General features: G+C 35.3%; 18 protein-coding genes. 6 read left to right on the plus strand and 12 right to left on the minus strand.

The window, feature by feature from the left end; translation table 11 throughout:
- Nucleotides 1–149: 149 nt before the first annotated feature.
- A complete protein-coding gene (locus ACKI42_RS12840; RefSeq protein WP_407405980.1) occupies nucleotides 150–4781 on the minus strand; it encodes a fibronectin type III domain-containing protein in 4632 nt (1543 codons plus the stop codon).
- Nucleotides 4782–5202: 421 nt separating this feature from the next.
- On the opposite strand from ACKI42_RS12840, the gene ACKI42_RS12845 reads away from it, so the two are divergent.
- The gene (locus ACKI42_RS12845) at nucleotides 5203–6732 is read left to right on the plus strand and encodes an aldehyde dehydrogenase family protein (protein WP_407405981.1); all 1530 of its coding nucleotides are present in this window, start codon (nucleotides 5203–5205) and stop codon (nucleotides 6730–6732) included.
- 121 nt (nucleotides 6733–6853) lie between these two features.
- Complete coding sequence (purE, locus tag ACKI42_RS12850; protein WP_407405982.1) at nucleotides 6854–7357, plus strand: 5-(carboxyamino)imidazole ribonucleotide mutase; 504 nt, start codon at nucleotides 6854–6856, stop codon at nucleotides 7355–7357.
- Between the two features lie 166 nt (nucleotides 7358–7523).
- Here purE and ACKI42_RS12855 read toward each other — a convergent pair whose 3' ends face one another.
- The 7 genes from ACKI42_RS12855 to ahcY form a co-directional block, all read right to left on the minus strand.
- Entirely contained in the window at nucleotides 7524–8531 is a 1008-nt protein-coding gene (locus tag ACKI42_RS12855; RefSeq protein ID WP_407405983.1) for a TQO small subunit DoxD, read from the minus strand.
- 51 nt (nucleotides 8532–8582) lie between these two features.
- Nucleotides 8583–8951 carry a hypothetical protein gene (locus ACKI42_RS12860; protein ID WP_407405984.1) on the minus strand — a complete coding sequence of 123 codons (369 nt, stop codon included), beginning with the start codon at nucleotides 8949–8951 and terminating at the stop codon, nucleotides 8583–8585.
- A 449-nt stretch (nucleotides 8952–9400) separates the two neighbouring features.
- Nucleotides 9401–9652 (minus strand): T9SS type A sorting domain-containing protein, encoded by a 252-nt coding sequence (locus ACKI42_RS12865; RefSeq protein ID WP_407406028.1) that lies wholly within the window; start codon nucleotides 9650–9652, stop codon nucleotides 9401–9403.
- A gap of 6 nt (nucleotides 9653–9658) precedes the next feature.
- A complete protein-coding gene (locus ACKI42_RS12870; RefSeq protein ID WP_407405985.1) occupies nucleotides 9659–10330 on the minus strand; it encodes a BspA family leucine-rich repeat surface protein in 672 nt (223 codons plus the stop codon).
- 27 nt (nucleotides 10331–10357) lie between these two features.
- Complete coding sequence (locus tag ACKI42_RS12875; RefSeq protein WP_407405986.1) at nucleotides 10358–10648, minus strand: hypothetical protein; 291 nt, start codon at nucleotides 10646–10648, stop codon at nucleotides 10358–10360.
- A 165-nt stretch (nucleotides 10649–10813) separates the two neighbouring features.
- Nucleotides 10814–11164 carry an inner membrane protein YiaA gene (yiaA, locus tag ACKI42_RS12880; RefSeq protein ID WP_407405987.1) on the minus strand — a complete coding sequence of 117 codons (351 nt, stop codon included), beginning with the start codon at nucleotides 11162–11164 and terminating at the stop codon, nucleotides 10814–10816.
- A 383-nt stretch (nucleotides 11165–11547) separates the two neighbouring features.
- A complete protein-coding gene (ahcY, locus tag ACKI42_RS12885; protein ID WP_407405988.1) occupies nucleotides 11548–12861 on the minus strand; it encodes an adenosylhomocysteinase in 1314 nt (437 codons plus the stop codon).
- Between the two features lie 52 nt (nucleotides 12862–12913).
- Between ahcY and ACKI42_RS12890 the strand changes: the two genes are divergently transcribed.
- Nucleotides 12914–13528 (plus strand): 4'-phosphopantetheinyl transferase superfamily protein, encoded by a 615-nt coding sequence (locus ACKI42_RS12890; protein WP_407405989.1) that lies wholly within the window; start codon nucleotides 12914–12916, stop codon nucleotides 13526–13528.
- On the opposite strand, the gene ACKI42_RS12895 is transcribed toward ACKI42_RS12890, so the two are convergent.
- The 3 genes from ACKI42_RS12895 to porU all read right to left on the minus strand — a co-directional run bounded on the left by ACKI42_RS12895 (nucleotide 13509) and on the right by porU (nucleotide 20958).
- On the minus strand, nucleotides 13509–15767 hold the full coding sequence (locus ACKI42_RS12895; RefSeq protein WP_407405990.1) for an FUSC family membrane protein: 2259 nt from the start codon (nucleotides 15765–15767) through the stop codon (nucleotides 13509–13511). The two genes, ACKI42_RS12890 and ACKI42_RS12895, sit on opposite strands and share 20 nt — an antisense overlap.
- 77 nt (nucleotides 15768–15844) lie before the next feature.
- A complete protein-coding gene (gene porV / locus ACKI42_RS12900) occupies nucleotides 15845–17008 on the minus strand; it encodes a type IX secretion system outer membrane channel protein PorV (RefSeq protein ID WP_407405991.1) in 1164 nt (387 codons plus the stop codon).
- A gap of 56 nt (nucleotides 17009–17064) precedes the next feature.
- Complete coding sequence (gene porU, locus ACKI42_RS12905; protein ID WP_407405992.1) at nucleotides 17065–20958, minus strand: type IX secretion system sortase PorU; 3894 nt, start codon at nucleotides 20956–20958, stop codon at nucleotides 17065–17067.
- A 164-nt stretch (nucleotides 20959–21122) separates the two neighbouring features.
- Here porU and gldJ point away from each other — a divergent pair, with 164 nt between their 5' ends.
- Together gldJ and murF are read left to right on the plus strand one after the other, a co-directional pair.
- Complete coding sequence (gene gldJ / locus ACKI42_RS12910; protein WP_407405993.1) at nucleotides 21123–22724, plus strand: gliding motility lipoprotein GldJ; 1602 nt, start codon at nucleotides 21123–21125, stop codon at nucleotides 22722–22724.
- A gap of 63 nt (nucleotides 22725–22787) precedes the next feature.
- Nucleotides 22788–24059 (plus strand): UDP-N-acetylmuramoyl-tripeptide--D-alanyl-D-alanine ligase, encoded by a 1272-nt coding sequence (gene murF / locus ACKI42_RS12915; protein WP_407405994.1) that lies wholly within the window; start codon nucleotides 22788–22790, stop codon nucleotides 24057–24059.
- Here murF and ACKI42_RS12920 read toward each other — a convergent pair.
- The gene (locus tag ACKI42_RS12920) at nucleotides 24052–24663 is read right to left on the minus strand and encodes an NUDIX hydrolase (RefSeq protein WP_407405995.1); all 612 of its coding nucleotides are present in this window, start codon (nucleotides 24661–24663) and stop codon (nucleotides 24052–24054) included. The two genes, murF and ACKI42_RS12920, sit on opposite strands and share 8 nt — an antisense overlap.
- Nucleotides 24664–24693: 30 nt before the next feature.
- On the opposite strand from ACKI42_RS12920, the gene ACKI42_RS12925 reads away from it, so the two are divergent.
- A complete protein-coding gene (locus ACKI42_RS12925) occupies nucleotides 24694–25083 on the plus strand; it encodes an SRPBCC family protein (RefSeq protein ID WP_407405996.1) in 390 nt (129 codons plus the stop codon).
- Nucleotide 25084 lies beyond the last annotated feature (1 nt).

The following is a 25084-nucleotide window of genomic DNA, read 5'->3' on the forward strand; positions in this document are numbered from 1 at the left end:
TTCATTCGGGAAATCTTGGTTTGTCTAATGGTATGAGTTAATAAACTTACGGAAAAAAATGGAGTAGTGAAATTTTAGTGTTAGAATTAGGCAAAAAAAAGCTGTATCTATTACGATACAGCTTTCATTATTAAGATTTGAAATAAGATTTACTCTTTTATGAATTTCTTCTGAGCGGTTCCTTTTTCATCTTCGATGTCGATCACGTAAACTCCGTTGATCAATCTGCTAACATCAATTTTATTATTGACAATAAGTCCTGTAGAGACAACTTGTCCTGATGCAGCGTAAATTTTATAATTAGCTTTTTTACTAATATTTTTTATATTTAGTACAGATTTTACAGGGTTAGGGTAGATAATGATTTCAGTAGTATCGATAATATTAGCTACTGGTTGTTTAGCTATTCTTACCGTATAGTCTTCTACCTCACCATTGTCAAAATTCATACAATTTACAGGGATTCCTCCTTTCATCAAAGCAACTCTCATTACCAGATATTGGAAGTCTGTGTTACTTACATAAGCTGTAGAAGGAATAGAGAACGTACCTGTGACACTAGTTTTCATGTTGGGTCCGTCTGCCAAAATTCTTTCGTCTAGATCAAAATATCCATTTCTATTGAAATCTATCCAAACTGCTACACCTGTACCTTCTGTACCTGTAACTGTTTTGTCAATTGTAATTTTATTACCTGTGCTTCCTTGTACTGCATGTACAAAGCTGGCAACAATACTTGTATAGTCGGTATAATTAGAACCTAATGAAGTATTTGTCATAATTGGTTGACCTGTTGGTTCTACAGTAACTTTAGAGATAAACTCTGAGGCAGAGTCTGCAGAAGCCATTTGGCAATACGTAATGGTTGGAGTAATAAAATAGTATAATGGAGTGAAATCTCCTGGATTACCACTACAGATATTAGCTACTTGCATTTCGTATTTTGTCAATTCCAGTAATCCAGTGATGGTGTAGGTATTGGTAGCAACTGGAATGGTAGTCCAACTCGGGATGCCAACTTTTCTATATCTTAGAACGTAGTTATTAGTAGCATCTGTACCTGTATAAACTTCCCAAGTTACTTCTGCTGATGTTGGTGTAAGCTGATTAATGGTAAGCCCTGGAGGCGCAATATCACAGGTTCTAATGGTTGTAAATACTTGAGGATTCGACCATGGATTTTGAGTAGTTTCACCATTACATTTATTAGCAATTCTTACTTCATATGTTTTATAAGAACCCAAGCCAGTAAGGGTTATTGTATTTAATGGAGGTTGAGGGGTTGGAGCAATTGGTATCCATGTAGCAGATCCAACTTCTCTATATTCCATATAGTAAGAAGCATTACCTGCAAGAGGTCCCCAAGTTACTACTGCAGAATTGGTAGTTATATTGCTAATCACAATATTCGGAGGTGTAGGGTCGCAACGTGTTGTAAACTCGTTGTGAGAATATATACCCACTGAATTTTTACAAACAGCTGCTACTTCTACTTCGTATTGTGTAAACGGGATAAGACCTGTAAGTGTAGTTGAATTGGTTGCTGTGCCAAATGGCATCGCTGCAACGTTTACGGTAGACCAAACTGTTGTTCCTAATGGTCTATAATTAACGATGTAAGTAGCACCATTTTGATCTTGGTTCCATGTTACTAGAGCAGAATCATGAGTAACATTAGTTACCGTTACAGTAGGTGTTGCGTTATTACAAACCAACAAATTAATGTTGTCTATTGCAGCTGAAGGAGCAGTACCTACACTTCCATCATTTCTCCATTCGAATACCAAACGCATTGTAGTCCCTGCAAAGGGAGCAAGGTTAAGATTTAGGTTGCTATATGTTTGCCATGTTGCTTGTACATTCATATTACCTCCCAGTTGTTGTCTCCCAGTTGCCGCTGCAATCTGAGTTCCTGCTACTGGGGTAAAAGTAGCTGGTACTAGCCAAACTCGCAGGTAATCACAACAAGATTCTCCTTGTGCCTTCCAATCAAAAGTAAGTGAAGCACTTGTAGCACCTACAGGGATTGCAATATCTCTATATGCTTGTACTACTGATAAAGAAGAGATGGTATAAGCATTAGTTACGCCATTATCGTTGGAGATGTAAATAGAATTCCCTGTGTTTCCTGTAGCTGCTCCAAACGCCCATTTATTAGTTTGAGTACCAGTGGTAAAGCCAAAATCATTGGTGTTAAATGGTTGTACATATGGAATATTAGCAGGTATTTGAGTCGTCATAAATGTAGGTCCTGGTACCCAGATACTAGAGTTTGATGTGCTACAGATTGCACGTACCCACCAGTAATAAGTTGTATTAGGGATCAATCCCGCTGGAGTTACAGTAGTAGCGGTGGTACTGCCAGTAGCCGTAGTTGTAGGAGGTACTGCAGTTGTAGAAATATAGTATTGATATCCATTGGCTGGTGCTGGTGAAGGTGCCGTCCAATTAAGTATTGCATTATTGGCAGTAATAGTTCCAACGGCTAGGTTGGTAGGTACTTTACAAGTCGGTATTTGTAAGTTTACGTTGTCAATAGCTGCTGGTGGTTGAGTACCTGTAGAAGCATTATTTACCCATTCGAACACCAAACGCATTGTTGTACCTGCATAAGGTGTAAGATTCACGGCAGTGTTGAGGTAGTTTTGCCACGTATCATTTTGATTAAAGTAAGTACCTATCTGAATTCTGCTGTTAGCTGCTGTAGTAATATTAGTACCTGCAGTAGGAGTGTAAGATGCAGGAACTAGCCAAACTCTCATATAATCTAAAGTTGTTTGCCCCTCTGATTTCCAATCGAAGCTTAGTATAGCAGGACTTGCTGCATTAGTACCAGCAGGTACTGCGATATCTCTATAAGCATGTACAACACTTGTAGTGGTGATATTATAATTATTAGTGAGACCACCATCATTAGAAATATAAATAGAATTTCCAGCATTACCTGTTGCGTTACCATAAGCCCATTTGTTAATTTGGGTGCCAGTGGTAAATCCAAAATCATTAATGGTATTGAAATTTTGAGAATAAGGTAATGTTGCGGGGATTTGCGTCGTTGTAAAAGTAGTTCCGTATACCCAAATAGTGGAATTTGTAGTACTACAAACAGAACGTATCCACCAATAATACGTTGTATTAGGTGTAAGACCAGTAAGAGGACTAGAAGTACCAGTCACCGATCCTGTAGGGGCTGTGCTAGACGTTGGAGGAACAGAACTTGTAGATAAGAAGTACTGATAACCGCTAGGTGGTGCAGGGGATGGTGCTGTCCAAGTTAATGTTGCTGTTGTCGCTGCAATTGGATTTACAGACATTGCAGTTGGAATTTTGCAAGTTGGGATTTCCAGATTTACATTGTCTACCGCAGCCGCAGGTGCTGTACCTGTAGTAGCATTATTTACCCATTCAAAAACGAGACGTGCATTTGTTCCTGCATAAGGCGCAAGATTTACTGCAGCATTCGTATAGAATTGCCATGTGCTTTTTAAATTAAAGAATGTTCCAATTTGTATTCTGCTGTTTGGTACTGCAGTAATAGCTGTACCCGGTGTAGGAGTGAATGTAGCAGGTACCAACCATACTTTCATAAAGTCTAGTGTAGTCTGCCCTTCGGATTTCCAGTTGAAGGTTAATAATGCTGGAGTAGTAGCTGTCACTGTAGAAGGAATAATGAATTCTCTAAAAGCATGAACTATACTTGCAGAAGTAATGTTATACGTATTGGTAGTTCCAAAATCCTCCGAGATATAAATAGAATTTCCACCATTACCCGTTGCATTACCGTATGCCCACTTGTTAGCTTGCGTTACACCGATAAAACCAAAATCATTGATAGTTTCAAAATCTTGCGAGTAAGGAATTGTTGCAGGAATTTGGTTAGTCAAAAAGGTATTTGGAGCCGCTATCCAAATACTAGAATCTGTGGCACTACATTTTGCACGTACCCAATAATAATAAGTAGTATTTGGGATTAGGTTATTCAATGTAACAGAGTTGGTTGTAGTAAGCCCCGTTGGTGTTGTTGTGGGTGTAGGTGGGTTAGGATCAGTTGAAATATAGTATTCATATCCGATAGCTGGAGTTGGGGTTATTGCTCCCCAAGTAAGCGTTGCTCCCGTAGTTGTAATAGATGCTGGAGTAACCGTAGGGTTAGTAGGCATTTTACATGTAGGAATTTGAAAGTTTATATTATCTATTGCACCACCTGGCATCACTCCGCCACTAGCGTCATTTCTCCATTCAAAAATAAGTTTCATTGTGGTACCAGCAAAAGAAGATAAGTTAACCGAAGTATCAATATAAGTTTGCCAAGTAGCACCTTGTAGGTTTAGATTACCACCAACTTGTATTCTTCCTGCTCCGGTGGTAATTAGTGCATTTGCAGGTGTATAATTCCCAGGTACCAACCATACTCGTAGGTAATCATATATGCTTTCTCCACCAGCTTTCCAGTCAAATTTTAATATAGCTAGATCTGATGCTGTTGTACCGGCAGGTATTGTAAACTCTTTGAATGCGTGAACCACACCTGCATTACTAGCAATAGTATAATTATTTGTTACACCGTTGTCATTAGAAATATAGATGGAACTCCCTCCATTTCCTGTAGCACTTCCATAATTCCACTTATTAATCAATGTAGCGTTGAGGAAGGTAAAATCATTTCCTGTATCAAAATCTTGAGAGTAGGGTAATGGCGAGGCTTGCGCTCGTAAAAGCGGAGTAAAACCAATATTTACCAGACAAAAAAGAAGAATTAAAGAAGTAAAAAATTTCTTCATATTATACTATTTAAGAATTGTTAAGAATACAAAAATAATAAATTTTATCAGTTTGTTGCTGTTTATTGTATTAAAATAAATAATTAATAAGATATACTTTTAATTATTGTTATTAATAAGAGAATATGTATGTATTAAATAAAATTTAAAACTTCATATTCTTATTATATTTTAACAAAATTTATATATAAAAGATTTCTTCAGTTAAATAAATAAGCTTTTCTCTCCTTTTTTTTAGGGTATTCAATTGTATTTATATATTAAAATATAAATGCAATGGTGTAATTAACAATACGAATATTTGTTAAATAAATTATAAAATTCATAAATTGAGGTTAATTTTGCACCTATCTATTAATGTATAGATTTTTTATAAAGGATTATATTCGTAAATTGTCAGTAAGAAAAATATTACATTATTATGAGTTCAATTTCAGAAAAAAAAACAGATTCAATTATAGCATGGCCAAAATTTAAGAGCCAATATAATAACTTTATTAATGGACAATTTTTGGCTCCCGTTAATGGTAATTATTTTGATGTTGTTTCTCCAATCGATGGGAAAGTTTTCACACAAGCTGCTCATTCTTCAAAAGAGGATTTGGATTTAGCTGTTGATGCTGCAGAAAAGGCTTTTCAAACATGGAAAGATACATCTTCTACGGAAAGAAGTAATCTTTTAAATAAAATTGCCAATAGATTAGAAGAAAATTTAGAATATTTAGCTACTGTAGAAACTATTGATAATGGTAAAGCAGTTAGAGAGACATTAGCAGCCGATATCCCTTTGGCGATAGATCACTTCAGATATTTTGCCTCTGTAATTCGAGCAGAAGAAGGTTCTCTTAGTGAGCTAGATAAAGATACAGTCTCCCTTATTGTACACGAACCATTGGGTGTAATTGCACAGATTATCCCATGGAATTTTCCAATACTAATGGCTGTTTGGAAATTGGCTCCTGCATTAGCTGCTGGTAACTGTGTGGTTTTAAAACCAGCTGAAAGCACTCCTATCTCTATTTTATTATTAATGGAAATTATCCAAGATATTCTTCCAGCTGGAGTCGTAAATATTGTCAATGGATTTGGCGCAGAACTAGGTAGATCACTAGTAGCGAACCCTAAAGTTGCAAAAGCAGCTTTCACAGGTTCTACAGCTACAGGACGTTTGGTAATGCAATATGCCACGGAAAATATAATTCCTGTAACTCTAGAATTAGGAGGAAAGTCTCCAAATGTATTCTTTAGTTCTGTAATGGATGCTGATGATGCATTTTTGGATAAGGCAGTAGAGGGTGCAGTATTATTCGCATTGAATAATGGTGAAATTTGTACTTGTCCTTCAAGATTATTAGTACAAGAAGATATTGCTGATGCATTTATTGCAAAAGTAGTGGAAAGAGTGAAAGCTATTAAAGTAGGAAATCCTTTAGATAAAACTGTAATGATGGGAGCTCAAGCTTCTAAAATTCAGAAAGACAAAATTATGTCTTATATCCAATTGGGTAAACAAGAAGGTGCAGAAGTGCTAGTAGGTGGAGATGTAAACCAAGTAGGTGAAGGTTTAGAAGAAGGATACTACATCCAGCCAACAATCCTTAAAGGGAACAATAAAATGAGAGTATTCCAAGAAGAAATTTTTGGTCCAGTACTAGCGTTCACTACATTTAAGGATGAAGCTGAAGGTATTGCTATTGCTAATGATACTATCTACGGATTGGGTGCGGGTGTTTGGACAAGAGATGCACACCAATTATACACAGTACCTCGTAGCATACAAGCAGGTAGAGTTTGGGTAAACCAATATCACTCTTATCCAGCAGGTGCCCCTTTCGGAGGATATAAATTATCTGGTATCGGTAGAGAAAATCACAAAATGATGTTAGACCACTATCGTCAAACAAAAAATATGTTGATTTCTTACAACAAAAACAAATTAGGTTTCTTTTAATAGATTCTAATTTTAGATAAATAAAATGGGCTGGAACTTTAGGATTTCAGCCTTTTTTTTGTGATGAGGTTTTGCAGCAAGGATTTATAATTTTTATCTTTGAAATCTAATATAAAGTAAGATGGTAGGAATTATTATGGGAAGTCAAAGCGACTTACCGATTATGGAGCAAGCAGCCCAATTTTTGAAATCTTTGGAAATTCCCTATGAGTTAACGGTGGTTTCAGCACATAGAACGCCAGAAAGAATGTTCGATTATGCAAAGACGGCAAAACAAAGAGGTATAAAAGTGATTATAGCAGGAGCAGGAGGCGCGGCTCATCTTCCAGGAATGGTGGCAAGTTGTACCACTTTGCCAGTAGTTGGTGTTCCTATTTTGTCTAGCAATTCTATAGATGGATGGGATTCTGTATTGTCTATTCTTCAAATGCCTGGAGGAATTCCTGTGGCTACAATGGCTCTGAATGGAGCTTTAAATGCAGGAATTTTAGCAGCAAAAATAATAGGAAGTGCAGACGATAAGGTGTCAGAAAAACTAGATGTTTACCAAGAAGGCTTGAAAAATAAAGTTCTAGGAACGGTAGACGATATCAAAATGAAACACCCAAATCAGTACGATTTATAAGATATTAATAATGTTAACTTGAAAAAGCTTCAGAATTTTCTGATGCTTTTTTTTTGTTTAAAGGAATTGATTTTACTTTAATGGTTGAGGTATAGGATATGTATACAAATAAAAATAAACTGTCGCAAATAATTACGACAGCTTATGGTGAGAAGATATAAATTCGTTATTTTATTTTAGCAGACCATTCAATTCCACTGATGTCAGTAAGTTTCAATGTATAATCTTTTTTAAGGGAAATACCATTCAGATCAATAGTAAAATCGGCTTTTGCACCAAGCGGTATGATTAGACTATGTTTTCCAGACTTTATTTGTGTCACATAATGATTATTTATTTTTTCTTTTGGATAACGAGATAACTCCTCCTGATTAATAGATTTTACGACTTTATTATTTTCATCTAAAATCTCAATTCCAATTAAAAAAGAACCATAAACATCCGCTCCTTCTACCCTAAAAAGTCGAAAAATAAGCATTGAATTTTCATATTTAATATTTGAAATTTCCACTTTGGGTTTCACAGATTTGTTATGAAGGGTCCCGAAAACACCACCATGAAAGTATTGGTTGGTGAATAATGTAAGCCCAAAAATCAGGATGGACATGATAAGTACCTTTGGAGCAAAATTTTTAATTGGAAGTTCACCAGAACCTAAGATAGAAAACCACTTTTTGTGAGCAAAATTTGGGTATTTTTTCATGATTAAATAATCTAAAGAATAGGTACTGCTTCCTGTAAGATAGAGTACAAATCCGGTCGCTACTCCTAGTACCCCGATTTGCCATTCGTCCAAACAAGTGGTTCCTAGCCAACCAGATCCTAAAAGAATTCCCATAGCTAGAAAAAATATGCCCATGCTCATGAATCGGGTAAACAAACCAAGAATGATAAATAAGCCTACAATAGCTTCTATTATTGTAAAAATAACCATAGAAGTATGCAAATCATCAGGATGAGTAACCAGATATTCAATAATGGGTTTAATACCCAAAGCATTGGGCAGAAAATGATTGAATTTTTCGCCTATATAGCCTGCTTCTTCGGGGATAAGTTTATTTTCTAAGATGAGACGCCTCCAGAATGCAGAAAAATAAGTCCAGCCGATTACCCATCGTAAGGCAAGCGTGTAAAGCCCAGCTTTGCCATCTGCACTGTCAATATATTGTTTCATTGTTTTTATATTTTTATTAAACGAGAAGTGATAAATAATTCGAGAGAACCGTTAGGCAATATCAATTTTTAAACGTTTATATAAAATATATTTTGGTGGGCTATTGCCTAAAGATATTCTAGAATAATCTTTAAAAGTTTTAGAAGAACAGAGCGCAAAATTCAGATTTGTAGAAAAAGAAAAAGGTGTAATTCGACTAAGAATTTTCGATTTCTTTGTACCTGAAGTTTGTCTGTTTTCTATTTTCGAATACGAGCAGCTATTTGTAGAAGTCTTAGATTTGTTTAAAGGTTTAGCATAATCCAAATCTACTGCATGAAAAAATACTTCCTTAATTGTACAAGGCGTTAATGAAAATAAAACCAACCACATCGATAGGATGTATGTGTAATTTTTAAAGTTGTATAGTATTTTCAGCATGGCTACAAAAGTACAATTAATGGATGTGGTTTCTGTAGAAAATTGTGGATAAAAAGATTCCTTGCAATTTAATTCAATTTATATTAAAGTTATATTTTAAGCTGTTATAAAATTTTATATACATTAGTGAAAATAATTTTCTATTACCAAAATCACTTAAGACGTAATAAAGGGAAATTTTAAATGACAATAATTTTTTACGAAGGAATGTGTAAATATAAACTGTAAGATTTACAAATAAGCTAAATGAGGAAGCCAACTGTAAATAGTGGTAGTAAAATCTCGAATTATTTATAGATATATTTCCCAGTGTCATTTCGATTGTAGCGCAGCGGGGTAAAAAATCCGTTTTCTACTTAAAGATTTCACCTGTCGTCGAAATGACAAATGCTGTGTTTTTTATTAAAATGATAAATGTTGTGTAGAATTTTATTTAGACAAAAACGCTTTTACTTTTTTATAAATTTAAAAGTTTCAGTTCCGTTGGATTTTATTATTTGCAAAATATACTGACCAGATACAAGCTGTTGGATATTTATAAAGTTTTTTTCAAGTGTCTCCTTTAAAACGATTCTTCCAGTTGCATCTACAATTTGGAAACTTTTGATATCTTCTCCATTCTTTATAAATATAATATCATTTACAGGGTTAGGGTAGATTTTTATTTGATGTGAAATGTTATTTTCTTTAGTCGATAAAATAGAATTTCAATTTGGGTTGTGTGTATCTCCAGTTATCGTCCAACCTTTTGTATTCATCAGCGAATTTCTTGCTGCTACAGCTGCGGGATGAGTATAGACTTGTGGTGCTGCTGTACCAAAGTTTATAGAATTGGGAGTGTGACTGTTGTTTTTCCAACCATACAAAGTGCTATCGTAGTTTTGGCAATTGAGCCCTGAGTCTGACAGCATATTCTCTGCATTTACTAAAGAAGTTAAATTCCAATTTCCTAAATTCTGATTGAATTGCGGAGTCCACAAAAACATTTCTTTCATATTGGTCACTTTAGAAACATCCCAATTTCCAATATCGCTATTAAAAGAAGTTGCCGCATGAAACATATGTTCCATAGTTGTTACTTTACTGGTATTCCATTCTGCCAAAGATTGGTTGAAAGTATGGGCTTCATCAAACATAAAATCCATATCGGTTACATTGGATACATTCCAACTGCCAATAGGTTGATTAAATTGTGATGCAACACCAAACATATAATAGGTTGTGGTAACGGATGAGGTATTCCAATTTCCAAAACTAGGGTTTCCTACCAAAGAAGAGCAGAGATAAAACATTTGTCGGAAACTCGTCACTTGAGTTAGATTCGGACTATCTGTTGCGGTAATATTCATATTTTGGCAAAAGACAAAAGAATCTTCCATCGTAGTCCATTGGATGTTGCCCCACTGTTAGATATTGATAATTTTTCCGCTATCGGGGTTAGAATAGATAGGTGTAAGCGTGTTGTCGAAAAATCGAACTTGTCTGAAAACACCATTGCCATTGGTAATACTCACACGGTAGGTTGCATTGGCAGGAATAGGATTCTGTGGCGTTCCAAATAAAATGGTGAATTCTTTATCTGAGGTAACATTGGTTAGTGTACCATTATGCTGAGGATATCCTATTTCTATCCAATTTACGTTGAAATTGGTGCCTCTTCCTGGAAATCTTACTTGTTGGCTAATTCCGGTTTCCAAACGGTAATAAATTCGGATTGTGCAAATGCTGATGAAAATAAAAAAGTGAAGAATAAAACGTAAAAGTATTTCCTAACTATCTGATTTTAGTAAATATACTATTAATTTCAAGAGGTTTATAAAATAAAAAAAGCGCTCCGTTTTGGAAGCGCCGAATATTTTTCATTAATCTTGAATCATATAGTCTAGAGTATTTTTTTGCACTGAAATAGCACCAAAAAGTGCGAGTAGGAAAGCAAATGCATAGAACCCTTTTTCACTTGGTAAAATGGTTGCATTGAAAAGCCCAATGGCTAATAGTACTATAGACGATAGAGTAGCAAACCAATAAGTCCCATAGTAGATGTCTGTTACTTTACTGTTTTCTAGGCGATCTCTCACAGGTTGTTGTTGCGATACTACGGCAAACATACCATAAAGTAGAATGGTGAAATAATTTCCTTTTTCGATCAGTTGCATTTCGGCTCTAGCCAAGCCTACTATAAAACCAATCATACCTGCACCTATGAAATCCACGAAGTCGCTACTAATGGGTTCGACACTCCTTATTTTTTTATATATTTTGTGTTTAATTTTAGTCTACATTGTTTAGCCCCGATAGAAGCGGTTACCCCACAGCATGGCGTTAGAAAAAGAGGGTTTTTGGAGTTGGTGGGCGAAGGCGCGAGGAGTAGAAGCGGATAGCGGGAAATAGCTGCTGATTGTGCTTGAGTGAGGGAGTGTTGTAGAGTTTATGAGTGATGAAGTTTTTATGTATTGAAGTGAATTATGTTTTTTTAAAATGTTTGAAAGTTTATGGGTTTTGTAGTTTTTGGGAATGAAAAAACGCTTCAGAATTTTCTGAAGCGTTATTGGTATATTGATTCATCTATTGTCTTCCGACTTTAGATTTTTACAAATTAATATCTGTAGTATTCCGGTTTGAATGGACCTTTTACATCTACTCCTATGTATTGAGCTTGCTCTGGAGAAAGTGTTTCTAGCTCTACACTTAATTTTTTAAGGTGAAGTTCTGCTACTTTCTCATCAAGATGTTTTGGTAACATATAAACTTCGTTTCCGTACGCTGCAGAATTGGTCCACAATTCGATCTGAGCCAAAGTTTGGTTAGAGAAAGAGTTACTCATCACGAAAGATGGGTGACCTGTAGCACAACCTAAGTTTACCAATCGACCTTCTGCAAGAATAATAACTTCCTTACCTTCAATTGTATAGATGTCAACTTGAGGTTTTACTTCAGATTTTGTACCACCATAGTTTGCGTTCAACCAAGCCATATCGATTTCGTTATCGAAGTGACCGATGTTACAAACGATAGCCTTGTCTTTCATTTTAAGGAAATGTTCTCCTCTTACGATATTGAAGTTACCAGTTGTGGTGATGATGATATCTGCATTATCTACTACTGTATCTAGTCTTTTTACCTCGTATCCGTCCATTGCAGCTTGCAATGCACAAATTGGGTCGATTTCTGTAACGGTAACGATAGAACCAGCTCCTCTGAAAGAAGCAGCAGTACCTTTACCTACGTCACCGTAACCACAAACTACCACTCTTTTACCCGCCAACATAATGTCTGTAGCTCTTCTTACAGCATCTACTGCAGATTCTTTACATCCGTATTTGTTATCGAATTTAGATTTAGTAACAGAATCGTTAACGTTGATCGCAGGCATTACCAAAGTTCCGTTTTTCATTCTTTCGTACAATCTGTGAACTCCAGTAGTAGTTTCCTCAGAAAGTCCTTTGATATCTTTTGTTAATTCTGGGTATCTATCGAAAACCATGTTCGTAAGATCACCACCATCATCCAAAATCATGTTTAATGGTTTTTTGTCTTCACCGAAGAATAAAGTTTGCTCAATACACCAATCGAAATCTACTTCATTAAGACCTTTCCATGCGTAAACCTGAATTCCTGCAGCGGCAATAGCAGCAGCAGCGTGATCTTGAGTAGAGAATATATTACAAGAAGACCAAGTAACCTCAGCTCCTAATGCTACCAAAGTTTCTATAAGTACAGCCGTTTGAATTGTCATGTGAAGACAACCTGCAATTCTTGCTCCTTTTAGCGGTTGAGACGGTCCGAATTCTTCACGGATCGACATTAGACCTGGCATTTCTGCTTCAGCAAGAGTAATTTCTTTTCTTCCCCATTCTGCAAGGGCGATATCCTTAACTTTATAAGGAACATATTGTGTGGTAGCTTCCATCTATATGAATATTTTTTTGCAAATTTACAAACTAATATCTTGCTGACCAAATATGCCCTTATACCGAGATTTTTCCGATCAGAATGCAACAATCCTAGTTTGGAAATACAATGAAGACGATGATTTGCGTGCCGAAGAGCTGCTAGAACCCGAAAATGCAGAAAAAGTAAAAGACTATCATCCCAAGAAAATGCTAGAGGTTTTGATGGTTCGAAAACTTTTGAAAAGTCTAAAACCCAATTCTAAAATTTTATACAGAGACAGAGAACCATATCTAGATACGATGGATGCTGAGATTTCTATCACCCATTCTTTTCCGTATGCAGCACTGGCTCTCTCTAAAAATAAAATCGGAATTGACGTTGAAAAATTCAATCCGAAAATATTGAGGCTTATCGATAAATTTACTTACGAAAATGAAAGAGGTTTTATCCCAGAAAATTTGGCAAGCACTTTCTACACTATTATTTGGAGTGTAAAGGAAAGTATGTACAAAATACATCATTCCAAATATTGGTCATTAAAGAAAAACTACGAAGTAAAACCATTTCAGCTAGAATATCTAGATAAAATTGGATGCAGAGTGTATGATGAAACCTACTCTGACGAGTTCAATGCAAGGGTAAAGTTTTTTGACGATTATTGCTTTACGATTGTGGAAGAGTAGTTTCGGTCTTGTATTTTTCTACTACTTTTCTTTGTTCCTTTGCGACATCATAGATCAACTCCAAAACATCATGAATGTTTTTTAGTTCTGCAACATGAGAAATTCTGTTAGGATCTCTACGATCATAAAATTCTTGCGAAAGCAATTCTTTTTTTCTTTGGTCGATTAAATATTCCAAAGTAGATTCTTCAGGTTCCAAACGGCTTTCTTTCTTTAGAGAGTCGGGAATTTTTTCGTCGTTAAGCAAAGCTGACGTTTGTATCATTTCCGAACTTATTTTCTTGCTCCAGCTTTCTGCGTCTATTTCCTCATATTTTTTATCTTTTCTCGGATATTGAGAAAGAGATGCCGTGTACGCAGTAATCAAGTGTGAAGTTGCAACAAACTGATGTACGGCTTCCAATTTTTTCTGTTGATTTTTTGGATCCGAAATCATTCGTTGGAAATTATCAGATAAATTGGCAAGTGAGATAATAGCATCCTTTCTATTCACCTTATAATCTAAAATATCAAAATCCTCCGTTTGAAATTTTGCCATCACACTATTGAAATACGTCAAATTACTCTTTGCTGATTTTTTCATTAAATCTAAATTTTGTGTATGTTCCCAAACCGGAAGTACCGCATAGGAAACTAGAAAAGTAATGATGCCAGCAATAACAGTATCCGCAATTCGGTCTTTAAAGATGATATTGATATTTCCGGGATTAAGAAAATTAAAACTCAAAAAAACATAAATCGTCATAAAGAAAACAGCCCAAAAATATCTTCCTTTAAGCAAACTAAAACACAAAATCATGCTTAGTAACAATAAAGCTAATAATACAGAATTAGCATGTATAAAATAGAGTATTGCATAGGCAATCATCGCGCCAGCAACCGTTCCGTATAATCTCAGCCAATTTCTTTTTTTGGTAATAGAGTAGGCAGGTTTTAGGATAGCAATAATGGTAATGAGTATCCAATACGTGTGTCCGATTACTAAAAAGGGTAGAAGTGATACCAAATATCCTAATAGTAAAGCAATTGTAATCCTTAGAGCGTGTCGGAAATGGGAAGAATTGAGTGAAATATTTTCAAGTAAGATTTTTCGGTTGATTTTCTCCTGATTAGGCACGAATTTTTTTAGATCTAAACCTGTAGAAAGACTTTTTGCCATCTTTACATTATGATCAAATACTTTATATATTTCTTCAATTTCCTCGGTGATTTCTTTGATACGTAGCAGAATTTGCTTTAGAATCATAAAATTCTCTACGGTGTTTGCGCTTAAAGATTTGTTTCTAAGGTCGAAATAATCGGAATGAAGTTCTTGAGATTTTAGTCCCAAATTATGAAGAGGTTTTGCTCTAGTACTACTTTGCAGAGAAATCCCAATATTAGTAAGCTCGTCTGCTAAAACATTAAGATAGTCATGGATTTTTACCAATATAGTATCGTCTAGAAAACTGTTTTGGAGCTTCTTATAATCGCTTTCAGAGGTCATTAGTTTTTCATGAAGATCCATAGAATTAAGGAAAGTAAGCATCAATAATCTACTGAGTGTTGTAGATTCTTTTACAATAATTCTTGTTTTAAATACGGTTTCTCTGGTTTCTTCTTGAAGGTTTTTGATGGCAACTTGTTTGGCAAAAATCTGGGTGTGAAGCTTGTCGAAATCTGGATTTTTTTGATAAAAATTAGCTTTAATTTTAAGAAACTCTGCCAACTGGAGATAATTTTCACCAATCATTTGGCTGGATAATTTATAAGGTTGTATGGTCGTTACCACTAGAAACACCGTTAAAAACCAAATACACCCCGAGGCGAAAATGAGTAGACTAGTAATAATGTGACTTCCAGAAAGATGCCCGTCTATAAAGATGGCTAAAACTACCAAGGCGAGAGATCCTACAGCAGCGAGCCTTTGTCCATAGATCCCGATAAGTGAAAAGAACATTCCGAATACAATTATTTCTAATAATACCAAAATAAGAATACCCTTTACCAAACTGGCAATGGTTGCCACGGCTATGAAACAAAGAATAGCAAATATCAAAGAATTTCTCCTTCTAATGAAAGGGCCAGGTTGATCTGTAAGTGCTGCAAAACTGGTACCTAAAGGAAAAAGGAAATACTCTTTTAGTATGCCAAAATAAGCCAACACCAAACATGGAAGCACAGTAGCTAGAGTAATCCTTATAGAAGAATATACATATTGACTGGTGACAAATTTTTTGAGTTCGGCAGAGTAGTTCATATAACAAAAATAAATATTGAAAACAACAAAAGCCTCATAAACATGAGACTTTTGAAAAAATTATGTGTTACGATTTATTAATTATCTATATTAGAAGTCTCATCTCCAATATTCCAAGTTAATCCGAAACGTAGGGTGTTATCCAAAGCGGTATTTATTTTAGACATATTAATAAGATAAGAAATATCTAGTCCAAACGATTTGTATTTCAACCCAACACCAGCAGTTGCAAACTGTCTTGCACCTTGTTCTTCACTTTCGTGGAAATAACCGCCTCTTACGGCAAATGCATTATCGTAAGAATATTCTAGTCCACCACTATACATAATAGAATTGGTATTGTTGAAAGATTTTGAAATACCTTGCATCACGCCAACATTAGGTATCGCGTATATTGGCTGTCTAGTATTTGGGTCTGTACCTACTAGTTCAGATCCTGGAACTAATATTTTAGAACCTTCTACACTAAGGCTTACTCTGTTCATATCATCTAAGAACATATCATATCCCAAACCTAATCTTGCCATTGTTGGAAGATATGATCTAGATTCTTCGTTACCTGTATAGTCTAATTTTGGACCCAAGTTGGATACTACCAAACCGGCGTTTACCTTACCATCATATCCACCAAAGCTAGAAAACTTTGGAGAGGAGTAATAAGAGGAAATATCTAGTGCAAAAGAACTCGCTGGCTTTAGTGTAGTATCAGTGTTAAATCCACCCGCTAAGTCAGAACGTATATATCTACCCGTAACCCCCATAGAGAATGAGTCTGAAAACTTCATTGCATAAGCAACATCAAAAGAGAATTCGTTTGGCTTTGAGGTTCCCATAGAAGTTACATCGTTACCTACTAGCTGTGTAAGGTCTACCTCACCCATATTGAAGTAATAAATACTTGCAGAGATAGTAGCTCTTTCATCTTGTCCTAAAAATTTGTGGAAAGCCCCATACAACAAGAATACATCATTGGTAAGTTTCCCCATGTAAGGAGTATAGTTCAACCCCACTGAAGAACTTGTCTTACTGAATGGGTATTTTGCCGCATTCCAGAATTGAGAATAAGCATCAGGTGAAGTTACAACCCCTTGATCTCCCATACCTCCAGACCTTGCATCGGGAGCAATTCTAAGGAAGGGTGCACCTGTCAACACAGGTCTTACTAGACTCAGGTCTTGCGCATATCCCAAAAAGCTGGCCGTTAAACCAATTCCCAAAAACAGTTTAGTAGTTAAATTCATATATCGTCTTTTATATATTATCAGTTTTTTATCTATAGTAAAGTTTACTTATTATTTTACTTCAAAAGTACCATTTTTTCTACAGCTGTAGCACTACCTTTGCATTTTTCTTGATTTTGACTTTTTGCAAATATCTTAAAAATATAAGTACCTTTTGCTACTGTATCCCCAAAATCATCTTTCGCATCCCATTCAATTGCTTGTTTCGGAGTTCTATATCCCTGTAAGAAAGGCTCTGAAACTACAGCTTGAGATAGCGTTCTTACCAATTTTCCAGTGATGGTATAAATTTGCACATTGACATCGAGGATATCATCACAATTATGTTCAAAATGGATATACGTCTTATTGGTAAACGGATTGGGCCAGTTTAGAGGTCTATTAATCGTCAAGTGTTGGTCTGCCTCATCTTTTACCTCAAAGTTTAACGTTTCTACCGTGGAATTATTGTTGATGTCCCAAACTTTAAATGACAATTGATGTTGCCCTATGGATAAATTTTTAAAAGGATAGGTTACATTACCTTTTTGATAATCTGCTAAGCTAGGATTTAGACAGCCATTTCCTTCACCTGAAGCATAAAAATCATTGAGAACAATGGTATTAATTACCTGACCATCCAAATATACCGTAATATCATGTCCAATGCCAGATCCTGTAGAATTGATACCAGTGTCATCTGTAAGACATGCCAAAAGCATAGGATTTTGGTTGGTAATACCACCGTTAGCAAAATTGGTATTGTTCATATATAATTTTACTTTTGGCGGTTCATTATCATTTAGTCCATTAGGATTTAGATCTCCTACTTGTACAGCTTGATTATTGAAAACATCTGTCACTTTATTATCTGCGTATCCCAACAATCTCCCTTCTCCTACAGCATAATTGATGTCCTTAGGAACATAGAATTCTACTGTAAAGACTCCATTCACAGCGGTACCCGATGCTTTCACAATGGCACTTCCTTCTTCTTTATAATTTAAAATGGGAGTAAGGTGTCCATCATTATTTAGCGTAGATTTGTTTAGTTTTTTATCAAAAATATTTATAACTACTCGTCCGTTGAATGTGGTATTGGTAGAACCATTGGCATTATTGATGTGACCTTTTATTTTCACAAAATCCAATCCACGGATCAATCCTGGTACTGGTGTTTCTATATCATCTATCACCAATAGCCTTTTGGGTCTGCTTAGTTTCATAGCTGGATCGCCCAATACATTTACTTTCAAATGATTGGAGTTCGCACCTGTCAGTTTCTTTGCATTGAGATGTGCATCTCCTACGGTAAGGAAATCATCATTTACCATTTTGAACATTTCTGTTGTATATCTATTGGTAAAGGAAATTCCGTAGTCTACTGCTACTGCACGGCTAGAAGTAATCATCGCAGCAGCACCACCTAGTTTTAGTTTCATCAATTGCTCACCTGCTGATGAGGTAGCGGGTTCGTCCCAAAGCGTAAACTCACACGTAATTGTTGATACAAATGGAAATCTGCTATAAACATTAGAAAAATTATGAGCCGCCTGAATTTCCGTTAAAGTAAAGACTCTCTCTTGTGCCCAACCATTGATTCCTCCATGCCCGAAATAAAATAAATAAAGACTATTTCCTAGATCATTAGATATCGCTTGGTTTACCTGAGAATATCTTTGTCCACCTGCCGTACTTTGAGATTGGAAGGAATCTAAATACAATTTTCTCACGTTATACTCCTTCAGATTACTAGAGCCTGCCACCTCGAAGTTACTCTCTAAAGTATTATTCAGAACAGTATGAAAAGGAGTTCCTCCCTCATTATCATCGTCAGCCACAAAGTCTAGCTTCATTCTCCATTCCCCAAAAGGAGTAGATTGTCCTGCCAACGAATTGTAGTATGCCAAAGTTTTATCAATCATATTAGCTGCTTCTGTGGGGTTTGCCGCCGGAATTCTCCCTATTGGTACATCAGGAAGATTATTAGAAAGTTGTGAAGCTGTTTGTGGTTTGGTCATTACAATATAATCATCTGTGACAAATGAACTCACAAAATCTGAAGATTCTTCACTTTCGTAGCCCGGTACAACATTGGTATTATTGGAAATTCTATTTTTATAATCGAATGATGCATCACCCAAAATCAAAACATATTTCAATCGCTGGTTAATATTCAGTTTAGAGATAAAATCTCTTACAGCTGTCAAATCTCTGCTCCCGCTACCAAATTCATTGTAGATTTTGGCTAAATCTACAATCTCCACATGATAATTATTTTTAGTCTCATGGTAATTGGCCATTCTCTGAGCCTGAGACATCATCTCTGGAGTTGTAATTATCAAATAATCTACATTTTGTAAAGCCGAAATATTTTGATTGTTTACTCTCTCTACAAACTGTGGACTGTAAGCCGAGTCCGCTCGAAATGCCACAAACTCATTATTGAAATTGGGATCAGAAGCGGTGTATGCGAAATTAAATACGCCACTACCAGTAGCTTTATTTACTCTTCTATTGGCATTGGTAATATCTGTTACATCCCATATTTGTTCTAAATTGCTTGTACTAGAAACACTAAATCCATAGTTGATATTAGAACCACTAACTAAAGAGAAATCTCTAAAATTCATTTGAGTTCCATTAAATTTCAACTCTTCTTTATACTGAACCTCTAAATAATCAAAGTAAAATGCTCCATTAGGATTCGTGCTAATATTCGGATTGTATTTTAAAGTAATTTGATTTCCGCTTAGATTAGAAATATTACCATTGTACCTTAGAGGAAAGTAATCATAAGCATAGTCTGGAGCATTGGGAGGAACTGCTCCTACAGAAGGATTCAAATTATTGATACTGAAGTCTACATAGTTTTGTTGCGCAAGATAACCAATTACTTGCGTTCTATACTTGATAACATCTGAAGTAGAAATAGGTGATTTTGTAGTAAGTGTTATTGTTTTTTCGGCTAAAAAAGGTTGATCTTCTACCCAAGTTCTACCTACTTTTAATAAGTTTTTTTGATCATTATTAATTACCTGATAGTCGTCATATCGGGTGATAAGTGGAGTAGTGGGCAAATTAATGTCTATATTTTGAACTCTTTTCCCTGCTCCTTTATCTACCGTGATATAATAATATGAAAAATCTTCGTAGATATTTTTAACACCATTGGTACGGTCGATTCTGGTATCTTTTCTTTTGTATCCATTCCCATTAGTGGTATCATAAAGGTTGTATCCATTTGGTCCTTGTGCATAGAAGAGGGCATAGTCGTTGTCATTCCAAATGCCGTCTTCTTCACCTACAACTTGTATAGCATTCTCTTGAAGGGCATCATACTTCACATCTTGGTTATGTTCGGGAAGCATTATTCCTCCATTACCATAAATTCTAAAATTCTTTGGATTAAAGTTGGATGGATTAATCCCATTATCACGCAAAAATTGAGTAGTAATTTTAAAAATCCCAGATTTATCAACCTTTATTTTATAAAAAGTACCACTAGAAAGCGGGTTTCCAGTAGTACCAGCTTTTTTTGCAAAAATGCTAGCTGGTGAGGTGGTCTCTATGAGATCATAGGAAGAGAGTCTCAGTATTTTTCCTTTTTCTTGTTTAAATAAGGCAACACTTACGTCTGCATATCTTTCTCCTTCAATAGTGTAATAATTGATGTCGGCAATTTCGTAGTCGGGTAACAAGGTTTGGTTGATTTCATACAAATCTTTTGTTGATACAGCTTCCCAAACGAGGTTTGAAATTTTTATATGTTTGTCTCCAACTCGTTGTTTATTTTGAATAAATATATTGTTTTGAGCGTAAGAAAATCCTTCATTTCTAAATTTTGGTAATGTCTTTTTATTTTCTCCGAAATTTTCAATTTTCGAGCCTTCCCATTCTATACGTGTTTTTTGCGCATATATAGTTGATACAGAAGTGAATAAGAAGATTATTGCTGTTTTTAGTCTCATGTTCAGTTTTGAATTTTCTAAATTACAAAATAAATGATTATTTTATAATAACACGTGATACAATAAAATTTATTTGTTATCATTTTTCAAAAAAATCAAATCTTTACTTGATTTATTGAATAATTTATTTTTTCTTTGTACTTTGAATAATATTTATATCGACTATGAAAAAACTAAAGTTGTTTTCATTAATAGCATTAAGTTCTACACTTGCATTAACCAGTTGTGGTGGGTCAGGTACCAACAAAGGCGGAGGTACTAAAAAGTTTGTCAGCAAGACAGGTTGGAAACCAAACGAAAAACAGGGTTGGTTTTTTGCAGGAAAGCAACAAAAACAGAAAGGGTGGCCGGGAATGGTATATGTAGAAGGTGGAACTTTTACAATGGGATTAGTGAAAGATGATGTTATGCATGATTGGAATAACTCGCCTCGCAGAATGCAGGTAAGTTCATTCTTCATCGGAGAAACAGAAATTACTAACTACGAATACCGCGAATACCTTACATGGTTGAAGTATGTATTTCCTCCTAGTGATCCTAGTTTCAAAGAAATCTATAATGGTGCATTGCCTGACACCTTATTGTGGGATAACAAACTATCTAGAAATGATCTTAACGAAACTTACTTCAGAGATCAGAACTTTGATTATTATCCAGTGGTAGGGGTTTCTTGGTCTCAAGCTAACAGATACTGTGAATGGTTGACTGATAGAGCGAACGAAAAAGCATTAATGCAAGCAGGTATCATCTCAAAAGATTTGTACATCAATGAATCTAATAATCAAGGTGGGACTGCATTTAATATGGATAAGTTCAAATCGAATGATCCTGAAATGCAAGGATATATAAACGAACAAAGATTACAGCAAAAATCGGGTATGAAAACTACCAACCAAAGATTACTAGCTGCTAATCGTTCTCCTAGCTCGGCTATGGTAACAAAGTTCAGACTTCCATCGGAAGTAGAATGGGAGTATGCAGCTCTTGGGATGGAGAAAAATAGAGAGTACAACAACTATCTAGAGAAAAAACCACAGATCGATAAACTTAGAGGTACTAAGGGTAAAGATAGAGGGATGATTCTTGCCAACTTCAAACAAGGACGTGGTGATTACTCTGGACCTGCAGGTTGGAAAAACGATGGTGCTGCACAAACTTCTGATGTAAGACAATTCCCATCTAATGATATCGGTGTTTACGGTATGTTCGGGAACGTTGCAGAATGGACTGCAGATGTGTACAGACCAATCATAGACGAAGATTATTCAGATTTTAATTATTATAGAGGAAATATGCCTCAAGCTATTGTAAGAAACGGAGACGGAACTTATAAAATGGTGGATGAAGGGAATATTAAATATGATACTTTAGCTGATGGAAGATTGGTTTACAAAAACCTTCCAGGTCAGTTTGAAAGACAAACTATAGCAGATTATAGAAACTACAAAGATGGTGATAAGCAATCTTCATTAGACTATAGAAATGCGAGTGACTCTGCAGACTCTTACAATATGTACAATGCTCCGGCAAAAAGATTTATTGTAGATGCGAATGGTAAAGTAATCCTTCAAAAGGATACAAAAGAAAGAACTTCTGGTATTTCTAATGATATTAGAGTAGTAAAAGGTGGTTCTTGGCAAGATTCTGCGTACTGGCTAGATCCAGGACAAAGAAGATATAAAAGAGAAGATTCAGGCTACGGTTGGATCGGGTTCCGTGTAGCTCAAGATGCTAGAGTTAGTGATAAAGCTAGAACAAGAAGATAATATTTCTCAAAATACTTATAAAAAACCTCTCGATCTTTCGAGAGGTTTTTTTATTTTTGAGGTATGAATATAGAGCAGTTTTATCCGTTATTTTTGAAAGCTCAAAAAGTAACGATTGATAGTAGAAAAATCACAGCAGGAGACTTGTTTTTTGCCTTTTCCGGTGAAAACTATAATGCCGCAATATTTGCTGATAAAGCAATTGAAACAGGCGCTTTGGCTGTAATTGTAGAAGACAATAAATTTGAAAATATAGATAAAAATATTTTCTATGTGCCTTCCACTTTGGTTTTTTTACAAGAATTAGCTATTTATCATAGAGCTCAACTCAGCATACCTATTATTGGTCTTACTGGTAGTAATGGTAAAACTACTACCAAAGAGCTAATTCATGCTGTGTTATCCAAAAAATTCAACGTCCAATATACGGTTGGAAATCTTAATAATCATATAGGCGTACCTTTAACGATATTGTCCATTAAGCCCGAGCATAATATGGCTGTTATAGAAATGGGTGCTAATCATCAAAAAGAAATAGAATTTTTATGTACCATTGCAAAACCTAATTTTGGCTATATCACCAATTTTGGTAAAGCGCATTTGGAGGGATTTGGAGGTTTTGAAGGTGTGATCAAAGGGAAATCTGAATTGTACAGTTATCTGCAAACCAATGGTCAAACAATTTTGGTTAATGAAAATGATCCTATTCAGGTAGAGAAAACGAATGGTTATTCGCCAAAAATAACATTTGGAACATCCAATTCGGATTACAATTATCAAATTCTCACCCGCGAACATTGTGTAGGATTTATATTAGATAATAGGACGGTGATTTCTCAACTTACAGGAGATTATAATTTTACCAATCTTTGTGCTGCTGCAAGTTTTGGTCAATATTTCGGAATTGAAACAACCGATATTAAAGCGGCTCTAGAAGCGTACACACCTACCAATATGCGTTCTCAAATTGTGAAAAAGGGCGACAAAACTTTGGTAGTAGACACATATAATGCCAATCCTAGTTCGATGTCTGCATCGCTTCAGAATTTCAAATCTTTTATTGGTTCTAAAACCATTATCATCGGAGACATGCTAGAATTGGGAATAGAAAGTGATGAGGAGCATAGAAATATTTTAAAATTAGCTTCAGAATTAGGTTTTGATGAAATAATTACCGTGGGTCCAAATTTCAAAAATGTAAATGCAGAGATAAAGTCTTTTGATTCTACCCATAATTTGGTTTCCTATCTTACCTCTAACAAGATATTATCTGAAAATATATTGTTAAAGGCATCAAGAGGAATTACTTTGGAAAAAGTAATCGAGTTTATTTAGTTTGGCTTTCCCAATATTCAGTTATAATAAGCTGAATATTTTTAAATGTACTTGGAAATACTTCACTTTCAATCTGTGAAGTATTTTTCCAGGCAACTTCCGTTATTCCTTCTTCAATCTGAGGTTTAGAAGTATCTTCACCGTCAAAATCCATTTTAAACCAATGCGTGAACTTCAATACGCGATCTCCATTTCTTTCTATGTAGATGTGGTAAGTGGTATTGATAAACTGTCCGAGAACAACATCACGAAGTCCGGTCTCCTCTTCAATCTCTCTGATTGCAGATTCTTCACGAGATTCACCGATTTCCATTTTACCTTTTGGAAGATCCCATTTCCCTAACCTTTTAATGAAAAGTAAGTCGCCATTAGGTTTGTAAACAAGTCCGCCAGCCGCTTCAATAATTCTAAATAGTTTTTTAAACTCAGACCAAATTTCGTCCAAATTTTCCCCATAAACATTGAGTTCTTTCACCGACGTATTTTGAAGAAGATCCAGTGCGATTTCTAAAGTCGTGAAACTATCATATTTTAAGGTTTTTTCTAAGTTTTCTGGCTCCTTAGAGAGTAATAATTTTTTTTCGTTCACAAAAACTTTATACATTTGTAAGAATTTAATTACAAAAATAAAAAAATGAATCTAGAAGGACGCAAAATAATCGTGAATAAATCAGCTAAAGAACTTTCGGAACTTTTGAAGGTTTCAGAAAACTATAAAGATTTCATGCCGGATGGTCTTCAGAAGTTTGAAAGCCGCGAAGATGGATTCAAATTTGGTCTTCAAGGAATGCCCGAGATTGCTCTAAAAATAGGAGAAGTGAGCGAGGAGAAAGCAGTCCTTAATTCTGCAAGTTCTAATTTAGACTTTTCTTTAACGGCAACTCTTAATGCGCTTAACGAAACTCAAACTGAGGTGCAAATGCTTTTCGAAGGGAAATTCAATCCATTTATCAAAATGATGGTAGAAAAGCCTTTGAAAAACTTTATCAATGATCTTACTGATAAGATAGAACTTTATAAATAAA

The sequence above is a fragment of the Chryseobacterium sp. genome (genome assembly GCF_045629545.1).
Classification (GTDB): domain Bacteria; phylum Bacteroidota; class Bacteroidia; order Flavobacteriales; family Weeksellaceae; genus Chryseobacterium.

Bases quoted from the DNA above. Each gene is read 5' to 3' on its own strand.
- ACKI42_RS12840 (WP_407405980.1), bottom strand. From the start codon at position 4,781: ATGAAGAAATTTTTTACTTCTTTAATTCTTCTTTTTTGTCTGGTAAAT.
- ACKI42_RS12845 (WP_407405981.1), top strand. From the start codon at position 5,203: ATGAGTTCAATTTCAGAAAAAAAAACAGATTCAATTATAGCATGGCCA.
- purE (WP_407405982.1), top strand. From the start codon at position 6,854: ATGGTAGGAATTATTATGGGAAGTCAAAGCGACTTACCGATTATGGAG.
- ACKI42_RS12855 (WP_407405983.1), bottom strand. From the start codon at position 8,531: ATGAAACAATATATTGACAGTGCAGATGGCAAAGCTGGGCTTTACACG.
- ACKI42_RS12860 (WP_407405984.1), bottom strand. From the start codon at position 8,951: ATGCTGAAAATACTATACAACTTTAAAAATTACACATACATCCTATCG.
- ACKI42_RS12870 (WP_407405985.1), bottom strand. From the start codon at position 10,330: ATGGAAGATTCTTTTGTCTTTTGCCAAAATATGAATATTACCGCAACA.
- ahcY (WP_407405988.1), bottom strand. From the start codon at position 12,861: ATGGAAGCTACCACACAATATGTTCCTTATAAAGTTAAGGATATCGCC.
- ACKI42_RS12890 (WP_407405989.1), top strand. From the start codon at position 12,914: ATGCCCTTATACCGAGATTTTTCCGATCAGAATGCAACAATCCTAGTT.
- ACKI42_RS12895 (WP_407405990.1), bottom strand. From the start codon at position 15,767: ATGAACTACTCTGCCGAACTCAAAAAATTTGTCACCAGTCAATATGTA.
- porV (WP_407405991.1), bottom strand. From the start codon at position 17,008: ATGAATTTAACTACTAAACTGTTTTTGGGAATTGGTTTAACGGCCAGC.
- porU (WP_407405992.1), bottom strand. From the start codon at position 20,958: ATGAGACTAAAAACAGCAATAATCTTCTTATTCACTTCTGTATCAACT.
- gldJ (WP_407405993.1), top strand. From the start codon at position 21,123: ATGAAAAAACTAAAGTTGTTTTCATTAATAGCATTAAGTTCTACACTT.
- murF (WP_407405994.1), top strand. From the start codon at position 22,788: ATGAATATAGAGCAGTTTTATCCGTTATTTTTGAAAGCTCAAAAAGTA.
- ACKI42_RS12920 (WP_407405995.1), bottom strand. From the start codon at position 24,663: ATGTATAAAGTTTTTGTGAACGAAAAAAAATTATTACTCTCTAAGGAG.
- ACKI42_RS12925 (WP_407405996.1), top strand. From the start codon at position 24,694: ATGAATCTAGAAGGACGCAAAATAATCGTGAATAAATCAGCTAAAGAA.